This is a genomic window from Bilophila sp., from assembly GCF_057864385.1.
Genome location: NZ_DBMAFI010000079.1, coordinates 1 through 13820, shown reverse-complemented (window position 1 = coordinate 13820; position 13820 = coordinate 1). Strand labels below are relative to the sequence as shown.

At 57.9% G+C, this 13820-nt stretch carries 10 protein-coding genes; 4 read left to right on the top strand and 6 right to left on the bottom strand.

The window, feature by feature from the left end:
* Window positions 1-25 precede the first annotated feature (25 nt).
* From phoU to ACZM8Y_RS15995, 4 genes are all read right to left on the bottom strand, one after another.
* Window positions 26-712 carry a phosphate signaling complex protein PhoU gene (gene phoU, locus ACZM8Y_RS16010; RefSeq protein WP_308771537.1) on the bottom strand — a complete coding sequence of 229 codons (687 nt, stop codon included), beginning with the start codon at window positions 710-712 and terminating at the stop codon, window positions 26-28.
* Window positions 713-766: 54 nt separating this feature from the next.
* Complete coding sequence (gene pstB / locus ACZM8Y_RS16005) at window positions 767-1510, bottom strand: phosphate ABC transporter ATP-binding protein PstB (RefSeq protein WP_308771540.1); 744 nt, start codon at window positions 1508-1510, stop codon at window positions 767-769.
* A gap of 269 nt (window positions 1511-1779) precedes the next feature.
* Complete coding sequence (locus ACZM8Y_RS16000; protein ID WP_482333566.1) at window positions 1780-3591, bottom strand: sensor histidine kinase; 1812 nt, start codon at window positions 3589-3591, stop codon at window positions 1780-1782.
* Between the two features lies 1 nt (window position 3592).
* Window positions 3593-4279 (bottom strand): response regulator, encoded by a 687-nt coding sequence (locus ACZM8Y_RS15995; RefSeq protein WP_302552512.1) that lies wholly within the window; start codon window positions 4277-4279, stop codon window positions 3593-3595.
* A 212-nt stretch (window positions 4280-4491) separates the two neighbouring features.
* On the opposite strand from ACZM8Y_RS15995, the gene ACZM8Y_RS15990 reads away from it, so the two are divergent.
* The 3 genes from ACZM8Y_RS15990 (at window position 4492) to pstA (ending at window position 7291) form a co-directional block, all read left to right on the top strand.
* The gene (locus ACZM8Y_RS15990) at window positions 4492-5319 is read left to right on the top strand and encodes a phosphate ABC transporter substrate-binding protein (RefSeq protein ID WP_302552513.1); all 828 of its coding nucleotides are present in this window, start codon (window positions 4492-4494) and stop codon (window positions 5317-5319) included.
* Window positions 5320-5518: 199 nt separating this feature from the next.
* Complete coding sequence (pstC, locus tag ACZM8Y_RS15985; protein ID WP_302552514.1) at window positions 5519-6406, top strand: phosphate ABC transporter permease subunit PstC; 888 nt, start codon at window positions 5519-5521, stop codon at window positions 6404-6406.
* A 66-nt stretch (window positions 6407-6472) separates the two neighbouring features.
* Window positions 6473-7291, top strand: a complete 819-nt coding sequence (gene pstA, locus ACZM8Y_RS15980) for a phosphate ABC transporter permease PstA (protein WP_337430367.1) — start codon at window positions 6473-6475, stop codon at window positions 7289-7291.
* Between the two features lie 1227 nt (window positions 7292-8518).
* Here the strand turns inward: pstA and ACZM8Y_RS15975 are convergent.
* Together ACZM8Y_RS15975 and ACZM8Y_RS15970 are read right to left on the bottom strand one after the other, a co-directional pair.
* Complete coding sequence (locus ACZM8Y_RS15975) at window positions 8519-11119, bottom strand: TIGR03960 family B12-binding radical SAM protein (RefSeq protein ID WP_482334489.1); 2601 nt, start codon at window positions 11117-11119, stop codon at window positions 8519-8521.
* A 105-nt stretch (window positions 11120-11224) separates the two neighbouring features.
* A complete protein-coding gene (locus tag ACZM8Y_RS15970) occupies window positions 11225-11545 on the bottom strand; it encodes a hypothetical protein (protein WP_302554600.1) in 321 nt (106 codons plus the stop codon).
* A 206-nt stretch (window positions 11546-11751) separates the two neighbouring features.
* On the opposite strand from ACZM8Y_RS15970, the gene rnc reads away from it, so the two are divergent.
* Window positions 11752-12453, top strand: coding sequence for a ribonuclease III (gene rnc, locus ACZM8Y_RS15965; RefSeq protein WP_302554601.1), 702 nt, complete (start codon window positions 11752-11754; stop codon window positions 12451-12453).
* Window positions 12454-13820: the final 1367 nt, after the last annotated feature.

Here is a 13820-nt window from a genome sequence, read left to right as displayed (position 1 = left end):
TTTTTCCCTCCCCTCCCCCGAATCCCTATTTCTCCCCATCCTGCGGCAACGTCCTGCGGTGCTTGAGGCTGACGCCCTCGACCATAAAATAGGCGTGCTCGGCGATGTTCTCGGCGCGGCGGCAAACGCGATCCAAGGCACGGGTGATCAGCACGATGTGCATGGACTCCCACGGCTCAAGCGTGCGGTCGCCGACGGCCTGCATGAGCTTCTGGAAAATGTTCACCATCATCTGCGCGGTTTCATCATCGTAGCGGCTGACGGCAAGGGCGCTGGGGGCGTCGCCGTTCTGGAAGGCGAGCAGGGCATTGTGGAGCATGGCGCTCGTACGGGTGCACAGCGCCCTGAGATCCTTTTCCACAATGGAGGGGACGGGCTTGTCCGAGAGCGTGACCTGCTCGGCGACGACGACGGATTCATCCCCGATGCGCTCCAGATCCAACACCATGCGCACGACGCTCATAAGGAAGCGCAGATCGCGGGCAACGGGCTGCGTGCGGGCGAGGATGTTGAGCGTGGCTTCATCGATCTCGTTTTCAAGGTCGTCAATATCCGTATCTCCGTCGAGCACGGCGGCGGCGCGGGGAAGATCGTGATTCAACACCGCGATGGCGGCATCGTCGAGGGCCTGCTGCGTCTTGCTCCCCATGATGAGGAGTTTGGCGCGCAGGTTGTCCAAAAGCTGCTGCGTGTAGTGTTCCTGATAGGCCATAAGGCGTCTCCTTGGCGGAATGTGTTCCGCATGTGCGTAATTGGGGCGGGCGGCTTACCCGAAGCGCCCGGTGATGTAGTCCTCGGTCTGCTTCAGTGAGGGGTTGGTGAAAATCTTCTCCGTCAGATCGCACTCGATCAGCTTGCCCATATAGAAAAAGGCGGTGCGGTCGGAGACGCGGGCGGCCTGCTGCATGCTGTGGGTGACGATGACGATGCTGAGCTGGCTCTTGAGCTCGTGGATGCCTTCCTCGATGCGCTGCGTGGCGATGGGGTCGAGGGCGCTGGCGGGTTCGTCCATGAGCAGGACTTCCGGCTCCACGGCAAGGGCGCGGGCGATGCACAGGCGCTGCTGCTGGCCGCCGGAGAGCCCAAGCGCCGAGGTGTGCAGGCGATCCTTCACCTCTTCAAAGATGGCGGCGCGGCGGAGGCTTTCCTCCACCTTGTCGGCGATGAGCGATTCGTCGCGCTCGCCGTTGACGCGCAGGCCGTAGGCCACGTTCTCAAAAATGGTCTTCGGAAACGGCGTCGGCTTCTGGAAGACCATACCCACGCGGCGGCGCAGGTTCACCACGTCGAAGCCGGGGGCGTTGATGTCTTCCTTGTCCAGCGTGAGCAGCCCTTCGGTACGCGTGCCGGGGATAAGGTCATTCATGCGGTTGAGGCAGCGGAGGAACGTGCTCTTGCCGCATCCCGACGGGCCGATGAGGGCCGTGACCTGTTTTTCGGGAAACTCAAGGCTGATGTCGAAGAGCGCCTGGGAACTGCCGTAGAAAAAGTTGACGTTCCGGGCCGCCATTTTGGGCTCCCCGGAAGGTTTCGGAGCCTGGGCGCTGTCGAGGGTGACGGACGGTTCTATGGATTGGGGCATGGTTTTCTCCATGAGTACGCTCACAAATGCCTATGTTGCTCCCCGCCGGTGATGCCGGACGGGGTTTTTTAGTCAAAAAGGGGCCGTGTCCCGTTTGGGGCCGGAAGGCTTGCGGGGCGGTTTTCCGTTCTTTGAATCTGTGCCGTCTGGGGAAGGGCTGCGGGGTTCGGGCCCCTTCTTGGGGAAGGGGCGCTTCGTCACGTCCTTTTTTCCGTTTCCCCAGAGAGGGGAAGCGTGAATTGCAGGCAGCCGCCGGGGCCGGGTTCCGCCCAGATCCGCCCGCCGTGGCGCTCGACGATGTGCTTGCAGATGGCAAGGCCGAGCCCGGTGGAGGCGGGGCTGCTGCGGTGCTTCTCCACCCTGTAGAAGCGCTCGAACACGCGGGCGATGTCCGCCTGCGGGATGCCGGGCCCGTCGTCGCGTATCGTGAACAGCGCTTCCGGCAGCCCGTTGCCGTCGAGGTGCTTCCCGCCGGAAACCCTGATGGTGGAGCCTTCAGGGGCGTAGCGGCAGGCGTTTTCGATAAGGTTGCGGAAAACCTGCCCGATGAAGTGGGGATCGGCCCGCACGGCAAGGGCGGGATCGATGTCGGTTTCCAGCTTCAGGCCGTGCGGGGCGGTCTGCGGCTGGCAGGCCGTGGTCACGTCGGAAAGGAGGCCCGCGGCCCTCACCGTTTCCATTTCCATAGGCACCGCGCCGCTCTCGATGCGCGAGAGCTTGAGCAGGTCTTCCACCATCGTCCCCATATGTTGGGCGTTGCGGAGGATGGTTTCCGCAAACTTGGCGCAGATGGAGGGATCTTCGGCGGCGGAATCCCGGAGCGTTTCGGCGTAGCCCGCGATGGCCGTCAAGGGCGTGCGCAGCTCATGGGAGACGTTGGCGACGAATTCCTTCCGTACCCGCATGAGCCGGGCCATTTCGCTGATGTCGTGGAAGACCGCCACGGCGAGCACGTCATGGATGGCTTCGCGGGGCCTGATGAACTGCACGCTCAGGATCATGTCCGGGCGGGGCTCCACTTCCAGCGTGATGAGCCGGGGCTTGTCCTGCGGCGCGGAAAGCAGCTCGTCGAGGGCCTGCTGGATTTCCGCCGCGGGGATGACCTCCACGGGGAACTTGCCTTCCGCGTCCTTGGCCTGCGGGAACAGGCGCACGAGGGCGGGGTTGACCAGCCGGATGCGCCCTTTTTCACCGATGACGAGCACGCCTTCGTTCATCACGTCGAGGATGGTTTTGAGCTGCGCCTTGTTCTCCGCGATGGTGCGCAAGTGTTCCTCGGTACGGTCGGCCATTTCGTTGACGGCACGGGCCAGCCGCCGGAATTCCCTGCCGGGCAGGATATGGAGACGGCGGCGGCTGCCCTGCCCGGCGGGGCCTGTGGCGATGCTTTCCACGACCCGGATCATCTCCTTGAGCGAGCGTTCCAGATGCGTCGAGAGCCCGTAGGCGAAGAGCAGGGCGATCAGCGTTGCCAGCCCGACGATGGCGAGCCACTGGCGTTCCGACTGGGCGATGCGTTCTTCCACATGCTTGAGCGGCACGGCGACCCGGATGAAGCCGTCCGGCAGGCTTCCGGCGGCGGGGAAGGGGAGGGCCGCATAGACCAGATCCGTATCCAGCGTATTGCTGTGGCGGATGCTGACCCCGAAGCCTTCCCGGACGGCTGCCCCGATTTCTTGGCGATCCGCGTGGTTGTCGAGGTCGTTCAGGTTGATTTGTTCGGAGTCGGATTCCGCAAGGACGGTTCCGTCCGCGCCGATGAAGGTGATGCGGATGCCGAGCTCCGTGCCGATCCGGTCAAAGGCGGCGGAGAGCCCCTGTACGCCGTCCGGGGCCGCTTCCATCTGCATACGGATGAGCGCGGCTTCGCGCCGGGCATTGCGGATGGTCTCGTCTATGCCGTCTTCCTTGATGTTTTTGCGGACATACAGCCCCGGGAGCACCAGCGTCATGACAATGACGGCCAAGAAGCAGAGGAAGAGGCGTGTCCTGAACTTGGTGTCGCGCATGTTACTCCTTGCAGCGGTAGCCTACGCCGCGCACTGTTTCGATGATTTCGGCCGCGTCCCCGAGCTTGTTGCGCAGGCGGCGGATGTGGGTGTCCACCGTACGGGCGTAGCCTTCAAACTGATAGCCCCAAACCGCCGCGAGCAGTTCCTCGCGCGTGCGGACGCGCCCGGCGTTGCGCAGCAGATCCTCTATGAGGCGGAATTCCGTAGCCGTAAGCTCGACCTCATGGCCGAGCACCGTGACCTTATGGGCGGCGGGATCGACGCTGACCCCGTGGCGCGTGAGCACCGGGTTGCTTTCCACCATGACCTGGCGCCGCAGGATGGCGCGGATGCGGAGCAGCAGTTCCCGGATGTTGAAGGGCTTGACCACATAGTCGTCCGCCCCCAGCTCGAAGCCGAGGATGCGATCCACGTCTTCGCCGCGCGCGGTCAGCATGATGATGGGGATGCGCACCGTGCCGGCGTCGCGTTCGAGTTCGCGGCAGACCGCAAGCCCGTCCATTTTCGGTAGCATGAGGTCAAGCAGGATGAGATCCGGCTTGCGGGAGCGGGCCAGATCCAACCCTTCCTTGCCGTCCGCTGCCTGAACGGTGGCGTAGCCTTCCTTTTCCAGATTGTAGGCGAGCAGTTCGCGGATGTCCTGCTCGTCCTCGACGATGAGAATGGTGGCTGATTCGCTGATCATGGTTGATTCCTTGTTGCAGTCTCGCTGAATGGTTCTAGTTGCGGCGGGTGACGGGAACATGAAGCGATTGTGACAATTCCGTGGCGATAAATCTTTCTTCGTCACCTGCGTTTCGGTTTTCCGTCATCGTTTTGACACGAAGCCGCCCTATTTTCCAGCTTGTCCGGGCGGTCGTCCCGGCCGTTCGTTGCAAACCGAAAAAAACGGAGTTCATGCAGATGAAACGCATTGTTTTGGCTTCCCTTCTGGCCCTGTCCTGCCTTCTGCCCGCCCAGGCGAAGGCCGCCGACGAAATCGTCGTCAACGGTTCCACCACCGTGCTGCCCATCATGCAGAAGGTGTCCGAAGCCTATATGGCGGCCAACCCCAACGTGCAGATTGCGCTTTCCGGCGGCGGCTCCGGCAACGGCATCAAGGCCCTGCTCGACGGGCTGGCCAACATCGCCATGTCTTCCCGCGACATCAAGGGCAGTGAAAAGGAACTGGCCGCCAAGAAGGGCATCAACCCCGTCCGTACCGCCGTTGCGGTCGATGCGCTCGTTCCGGTCGTGAATCCCAAGAACCCGATCACCGAACTCAGCCTGAGCCAGCTCAAGGACATCTATACCGGCAAGATCACCAACTGGAAGGAAGTGGGCGGCGCCGACGCCAACATTGTGGTCGTGTCCCGCGATACGTCCTCCGGCACCTACGAAACGTGGGAAGAGCTGGTCATGAAGAAGGCCAAGGTCATGCCCAAGGCCCTGCTTCAGGCTTCCAACGGCGCGGTCGAACAGGTTGTCGCCAAGAACCCCAACGCCATCGGCTACGTGGGCCTCGGCTACCTCGCCCCGAGCATCAAGGGCCTGCACATCGGCAAGGTTGCGGCTTCCGCCGAAACCGCGCTTTCCAAGGAATGGCCCCTCAGCCGCGAACTGTATGTGTTCACCAACGGCGAGCCCTCCGGCGCTTCCGGTGCGCTCATAAAGTACATCCTCGACCCCGCCAAGGGCCAGAAGGCCGTGAAGGAAGTCGGTTTCGTGCCGCTGGCGAAGAAGTAGGCCCAGTGGGGAGGAGCCTGAAAAAGGCCCTTCCCTCTTCCTTCCCCAGCGGGTTACGGCTGGGGAAGGAAGGGTTGCGTGAAGCCAAGAAGAACAGCATGGCGGCTCCTTGATAAGGAAAAGGGGCCCCTGAGCCGCAGCGGACACGCAGCGGCGAGCGGCGCGGAACACAGCGCCCCAGAAGAGAAACGGAGACTCCATGTCCAGAGAACTGAAGGAAAAATCGATCCGGTGGCTGCTGACGGGCGTGGCCTTTGTATCGCTTCTCTCCCTAGCCTGCATCATGCTCTTTCTGTTTATGGAAGGGCTGCCGCTGTTTGCGGACTATCCCCTGTGGGATTTCCTGACGGGCCACTTGTGGTATCCCACGTCCGAGCCGCCGGAATTCGGCATCTTCCCCCTGATTGTGGGTTCGCTGGCGGTAACGGCGTTGGCGTCGTGCATCGCCGTGCCGCTCGGCATCATGACGGCGGCTTATCTGGCGGAGATCGCGGACAGCCGGACGCGGCGCATCGTCAAGCCGTTCATCGAACTGCTGGCGGCGCTGCCCTCGGTCGTCATCGGCTTTTTCGGCATGGTCATCGTCGCCCCGTTCCTGCAGGATTGGTTCGGGGCTGATACCGGCCTCAACCTGCTGAACGCCTCGCTCATGCTGGCGTTCATGAGCGTGCCGACCATCTGTTCCGTGGCCGAGGATGCGCTGTTCGCGGTTCCCCGCACGCTGCGCGAGGCGTCGCTGGCCCTTGGCGCAACCCGCTGGGAAACGCTGATTCGCGTGGTCATCCCCTCCGCGCTGTCCGGCATCGGCACCGCCGTCATGCTCGGCATGTCGCGGGCCATCGGTGAAACCATGGTCGTGCTGATGGTTGCCGGGGGCGCGGCCATCATACCGCTCTCGATTTTCGACCCCGTGCGCCCCATGCCCGCTTCCATCGCCGCTGAGATGGCGGAGGCGCCTTTCCGGGGCGATCACTACTTCGCCTTGTTCGCCACGGGCATCGTGCTGTTCCTGTTTACGCTCCTGTTCAACATGCTGGCGTTCCGCATCGCGGAAAAGCACAAGCAAACCGGGTCCTCCGGCCTGTAGGGATATGCCATGACGACGATCACCTTTCACAGCGACAATGCGTCGCGCCAGCGGCGGGAGGCAATGATGTTCGGCCTGCTGCGCGTTGCGGCGGGCATCAATATTCTGGCCTTGGTCGGCGTGTGCGTGTTCCTGCTCTGGAACGGGAGCCCGGCGATAAGCTGGGAGTTCCTGACCGAGCCCCCGCGCCGGATGATGACCGCCGGGGGCGTCTGGCCCTGCATCGTGGGGACGTTCCTGCTGGCTTTCGGGGCCATGCTGATAGCCTTCCCCCTTGGCGTGGCCTCAGCCGTGTATCTGCATGAATATGGCGGGAAAGGGCGGTATACCCGTTACCTGCGGCTCGGCATCAGCAACCTTGCGGGTGTGCCTTCCGTGGTGTTCGGGCTGTTCGGGCTGGCGTTCTTCGTGACCTTTCTCGGCATGGGGGTGAGCCTGCTTGCCGGCGTGCTGACGCTGGCGGTGCTGACCCTGCCGGTCATCATCAACACGACGGAAGAGGCGTTGAGGCAGGTTCCGGACGCTTGGCGCGAGGCATCCCTTGCCCTCGGCGCAACCCAGAGCCAGACCATCGCCCGCGTAGTCCTGCCCGCCGCCGTCCCCGGCATGTTGACCGGGGCCATTCTCGGCTTGGCCCGCGCTGCCGGTGAAACCGCGGCGATCATGTTCACCGCCGCCGTATTTTACACGCCGAAGATGCCCGATTCCGTTTTCAGTGCGGTCATGTCCCTCCCGTACCATATGTATGTGCTTGCCACAGCCGGGACGGAAATCGAGAAAACCCGTCCCCTCCAGTACGGGACTGCGCTGATACTGCTCGTCCTCGTCCTCGGCATGAACCTCATCGCCATCATCATCCGCGACCGCATGCAGCGGAAGCGGTAGGGGGGGGGAAGCTGCAGCATGAAGCAGCATTGGGGAGGGGGAGGAGAAACTTTCTGAAGAAAGTTTCTCCTCCCCCTCCCCAAACCCCACCCCCTTCTCTTCAAAGACTTTCGTGTTTATCGAATCCCTATTCGTGGTTTTCCCGGCGCCGACTGTTGGGTGAAAGAGGCTTTGGGCAGATTGTTTGCACTTCTGAAAAGCCTCTGTCATCGGAAATAAGAGTTTTATTTTAGGTTGTGTCATAGAAAACGATTGATGCTTTATTTTCTTGAAATTCTGAGAGAATAACCAATAAAATCCCCCAATCACAGAGCCCACCAGCGGAAAATTGGAGAAAAAGCATATATTTTTAATATATTGCTGAAACAAAACAACCATGTACTCTGACAGAGCCTAAGAATTTTATTTTTAGGCTGTTCATAGTACATGGTTGATGTTTTATTTCTTGAAATTCCAAGGGAATAACCAATAAAGTGTCCCAATTATGGAGCCCGTCAGCGGAAAAATTGGGGAAAAAGTCTCTATTTTCAGCATACTGCTGAAATAAAACAACCATATGCTATGGTAGAGCCTATTTTTATAGTGCATTGAAAAAGGCTCTGTTATAGTATTGGGTTGTTTTGTTTTTATAACGCTGTTAAAATACAGCCTTTTCCAAGTTTTCCCCTTGGCGGGAACCACGGCTAAGGCATTTTGTCGGTTATTCCTTTGGAGCTTCAAGGAAAAAAGCATCAACCGTTTTCTATAAAACGGCCTTGAAAAACATGGACTTTTTTCTTCTTATGTTGTTCGTCGGCGGCCTCTATGACTGAGGCATTTTTTGTTTCTGGCTCTGTTGGAACTTCAGGAAAGAAAACATCAGCAAATAAAGCATCAGCTATTTCCTTATAACACAGCCTTCTTTTTAGTGAACTTCAAGAGGGAAAATATCAGTCGTTAGTGGTTTGTTATGACTGATATTTTGAAAAAGAAGAAACGTCATAATAGTATGTGGTTGTTTTTACCTCCACCGTATGGTGAAAATACAGTTTTTTTAGTTTTTCGTTGATGGACTTTATAGTTGGGTATTTGGCATTTTATTGGTTATTCATCTGGAATTTCGAGAAAGAAAGCATCAGCATTCCCTATGGTGCAGCCAAAAAGAAAAGGACACCTCATTGGGGTGTCCTTTTATGGTTCAAGGGGGTGGCTAAGGCCACATTTGTGAGAAGGCCGCCGTGTCGTTTTTTATCCGAACATCTGCGAGAGCTTCATGATTTTCAGTTGATGCGGTTCGGCCCAAGGCGTAATGGCACGGGCGAGCGTCATGGGGGAGATGTAGGTTTCAGACCAGTCGGTCACAAGATAAAGCGTTCCGTGCTCATCCCATTCGATGACCTGAAAGAGCGGGCGGATGTCCGCCGTGCGGGGACCTTTCTTGGTTTCGCGGGTGAACATAAAGGAGTCCGTGGCCGTGAAATCGTCCCACGCTTCCATAAACAGCCGTTTGTCGGCTTCCGGGCCCACAAAGCGCAGGGAGAAGGTTTCCTGTACGGAGCCCACGGACTTGTCGTTGACCGGAATTTCTTCCAGCCTGTCGAGGCGCATCCCCCGGAGCATCCGGGGCGCGAGGCGTTCCATGACCTCCTTGGCGGAAAGCGGTTCGCGCAGGACGATGGAGAACCATTCCGCCTGGCTTTCCACGCCCACGGGCAGGGCGCGCCCGAAGGAGATGAGGGGCAGGGGATGGAAGCCCTGCGAAAACGCCATCGGCAGCCCTGCGCGGCGCATGGCGCGTTCAAGCAGGGATTGCAGTTCAAGCTGGCTGATATAGGCGGCTTCCGCTTCCTTGGTATGCCAGACGCGGTAACGCACGGCTTTGACGGCCAGCGCGGAGTTGATCGCGGGCGGTTCGGTCGCCTTGGGCGGCTTCGGCGGCATGAGCAGGCGGCCGTTCTCGTCGAGGTTCGGCTGATGTTCGAGCTGGTCGCGCTGTTTGAAGTTCAGGCTGTTGTGGTGCGTGCCTTCTTCAAGCCCCGGCGTGCGGGGAAGCAGGGATTTCCCCGCCGCGGTATCGCAGGCCCCGCAGTGGCGGCAGGCCGCATAGCGGCAGTCTTCCGAAATCTTCCCTTCAAAGGCGCGGCGGCGTTCGCGCAGCAGGAACTCGCGGGACACCCCTGCATTGAGATGATCCCACGGCAGGGGCGCGTCGAGGGCGCGGGACCCGGTGAATTCCTCGGCGCTCAGGCCGCATTCGGCAAGGGATTCCAGCCACGGATCGATGCTGAAGTTTTCCACCCAGCTTGAGAAGATCGCCCCCCTGCGGTACGCCTTTTCCACGACGTCGGCGATGCGGCGGTCGGCGCGGGACAGGATGCCTTCGAGGAAACTCATTTCCGGCTCATGCCAGCGCAGTTTCAGGCATTTTTCGGCCCTGAAAGCGTCGCGCAGATATTGGATGCGCTCGCGCACCTGCTCCAGCGTGATCTGCGGCTCCCACTGAAAGGGCGTGTGTGATTTGGGCACGAACGGCGAGATGGCCGCCGTGACCTGCAGGCGCGGCATCCCCCGCCCTGCGGCGTCGCGGGCCTTGCGGCACAGGTCTACGATGGCTTCAATATCTTCCTGCGTTTCACCGGGCAGGCCGATCATGAAATACAGCTTCACCTGCTGCCAGCCGTGTTCAAACAGCTTGCGGACATGCAGCATCAGCCCCTCTTCGGTGACGCCCTTGTTGATGATGTCGCGCAGGCGCTGGCTGCCTGCTTCAGGGGCAAGGGTCGCCCCGGTGCGCCGGATGCCCGCCAGACGGCGCATGATGTCGTCGTCGATGGAGCCCACGCGCAGGGACGGCAGGGACACGGAAATCTGCTCCGCTTCGCAGCGATCCATTGTGCCGAGGAATAAGGTTTTCAGCGCCGAGAAGTCGCCCGTGCTGAGGGCAAGGAAGGACACGTCGTCGAAGCCGGTGTCGTTCAGGCAGTTTTCGAGGATTTTTTCCAGGTTCGGCAGGCTGCGTTCGCGGGCGGGGCGGTACAGGACGCCCGCCTGACAGAAACGGCAGCCGCGGGTACACCCGCGGGCGATTTCGAGGCTGAGGCGGTTGTGGACCGCACCGAACGGGACAACCTGCTTTTCGGGATAGGCGGCCCTGTCGAAATCCGCCACGATACGGCGTCCGGGCGTCGGCAAATCCGGTTTCAGCGGCGTGAGCACGCCGTTGGCGTCATGCGTGTACAGCGACGGCGCATAGACGCCGGGAATGTTGACGGCTTCCCCGATGAGGCGCGAGCGGCTCCAGCCTTCTTCGCGGGCCTTGATGATGAGGTCGCACAATTCAGGAACCATCTCTTCGCCTTCGCCGAGGAGCATGAGATCCATGAACGGGGCGAGCGGTTCCGAGGCGATGGCGCATCCGCCGCCCGCGACGATGAGGGGCCAGCGGAACAGATCGTCCCCGCGCTCGGCGGCACGGAGGGGGATGCCGGACAGTTCCAGCATGTACAGCACGTTGGTGAAGCACAGTTCATGCGTGATCGCGAACGCAAACATATGCGTCTTCACGATGTCCGTATCGCTTTCCAGCGTGGCGAGGCTGACGCCGTGCTCGCGGAGGAGCCTGCCGGTTTCCCGGCAGGGGGCGTATACGCGCTCGGCAAAGATGTCTTCCCGGTTGTTGAGGATGGCATACAGGATTTTATGTCCGAGGTAGGACATGCCCACTTCGTACAGATCAGGGAAGGCAAGGGCGCAGTGCAGGCGAACGGACGCGGGCTCCTTGTGGACGGAACCTTCCTCGGTACCGATGTAGTGACTGGGCCGGGGCAGCAGGGAGAGGAGTTCTTTCATAAGGAGGGGTTCCGCAGGCGGCGGGGTTGAGGGAACACTTCGCCCCCACCGTCCCGGAACAAGCCGGGCAGGATGGGGGCGTTTTCATCCGAAGCGGGGACAAGGCTACTTGATGAGCGGAGACTTGCCCGCGGCGCCGGCGAGGCCGCCCGTGGACAGGGTCAGGTTGGTGCAGGCTTCCAGATACTTGGTTTCGAGATCGTCGGGAAGCTTCTTGTATTCATACATGAAGTGCTTGCCGGAAATGCTGCCCTTGAATTCCTGTTCAAAAGGATAGCCATAGGGAAGCATCATCATCTGGACACCCTGCTGGGTGGGAACGACCTGAATGATCGCCACGTCTTCGAGCATGTTGGCTTCTTCGTCAAACTTGCCGAGAACCAGTTCGCCGGTGACGAGTTTGAACAGCCGGATCGGTTTGGACATTGTGAGCTCCTTAAAATTGTGTATCGCCCAAAGTAGGGGCTCTCCCATACGCTGTCAAGAAGTGATTGGCGGATGTCCGGTTCCGCGGCATCCGCGTCGTCGCCGTACGGCTCCGGTTGCCTTGCCCCGGTGTGCGTGATAGGTGAGACACATCTGTGGACAAGTAAGGTTTATGAAAGGTTTGTGAATCGAAATAAGGTCATGCCATGACGCTGGATGTGTTGCAGGACAGGATAGGGTACCGTTTCAAGGATGAATCGCTGCTGCTGCTCGCGGTGACGCACAGTTCGTGGGCTAACGAGCATGCGGCGGGCAACGCGCACAATGAGCGTTTGGAGTTCCTCGGCGACGCCGTGCTGGAGATTGCCGTTTCCGCGCAGCTTTTCGCCCGGTTCCCCGATGCAAGGGAAGGCGAGCTGACGCGCCTGCGTTCCAGCCTCGTCAATGAGGCTACGCTGGCGGCCGTTGCGCGCAAGCTGCATCTTGACGGCTGCCTGCGCCTTGCCCGCGGCGAGGAGAATCAGGGAGGGCGCCAGCGCGATTCCCTGCTTTCGGACGCGATGGAGGCTGTTTTCGGCGGCGTATTTGTGGACGGCGGGATTGAGGAGGCGCGCGCGGTCGTGGAGCGGCTGTATGCCGATCTCTGGCCGAAGAGTGCTGCGAAGGTGCGGCGCAAGGACTTCAAGACGAAGCTGCAGGAGGCCACGCAGCGCATCAGCAAAGGGCTTCCCGTATATACGCTTGAGGACAGTTGTGGTCCCGAACACGCCAAGATTTTTTCCGTCCGCGTGGATCTGCCCGACGGGAGGCAGTTCCGCGCCTCCGGCCCCGGTCTCAAGCGGGCCGAGCAGGAAGCCGCCCATGTCGCGTTGGTTGCGCTGGGTGAGGATGATGGAGAGGAAAAGTAGGAAAAAGAAGGAAGGAATAAGGGAGGGGGAAGGGAACCTTTCTCCAGAAAGGTTCCCTTCTCCCTCCCTTAAACCCTCCCCCTTCCCTCACAAAGACTTTCGGCTTTATCGAATCCCTCCTGCTGGTTTTCCATGCGGATGAAAAGCCCTTCCACCGAGATGGCTGGAAGGGCTTTTTATCTATACCGACTCATAGGATATGCTTATTTTCGTTGGCTGTGTCATAGGAAACGGTTGATGCTTTATTTTATTGAAATTCCAAATAAATAACCAATAAAATGCCCCAATTATGGAGCCTATTAGCGGAAAATCAGATAAAATATATATTTTCAGTGTATTGCAGAAATAAAACAACCATATGCTATGACATGGCCTTTTATTTTTTGTAATATGCTAAAAAGAGTTTTTATCCTGTGTTCGTCGGTTGACTTCATGCTTGGGGTATTCTTTTGGGGCCGCTATTATTTTAAGAGATAAATCATCAGCTATTTTCTATGACATGGCCTTTACTTGTTCTGTCTGTATCAGAGAGAAAATTTTTATTTCAGAGAGCATAAAATTTATTTGAAAGTATTGTTTTTATTGTAAATATGTCTGGTATATTTATTTGATATAGTAATGCTCTATAGTATACGGTTGTTTCATCTCCACAGTGAGGTGAAAAATACGGCCTTCTTTCCAGTTTTTCCCTTGGCTGAATCCACAGCTAAAGTATTTTTTCAAATTGTCTATTTTGAGTTTCAAGAAAAAACATCAACCATTTTCTTTATCACAATTTATAGTAAATTTTAGTATATATTTTGTGATGTTTTTTTATAACTGAAATGTTTAATCTGTTATTTATAATCTTAATAAATATGAATCCATTACTATAGCATAGTCTTTAAGAATACATAGATCAATCATCATCATCATCATCATCATCATCATCTTCTTCTTCTTCTTCTTCTCTTTTGAGTAAAACAACTTTAAAATTTTACAATATTAGCGTTTAAGACACGTTCACTTCGGCATTGAACACCACAAATACATTGTGCTTATGCCTTCGCAGCGACCGCCTGCTTCCCGCAGTCGGGAGAGTATTTTTAACGTGAAAGTGTTTGGCTCTGTTATAGTATGTAGTTGTTTCATCTCCACAGTGGGGTGAAAATACAGCCTTTTTTCCAGTTTTCCCCTTGGCGGGATCTACGGCTAAGGCTTTTTTTCTGTTATCCCTTTGGAATTTCAAGGAATAAAGCATCAACCATTTTTTAACACAGCCAAGTGTTTTAGGTTGTATTGTCATTTACAGATAATTATTTGAAATTATTATATAAATCTTTTTTAGTTTGAAAGATAGTTAAATAATTCAATGTATTATATCTGAT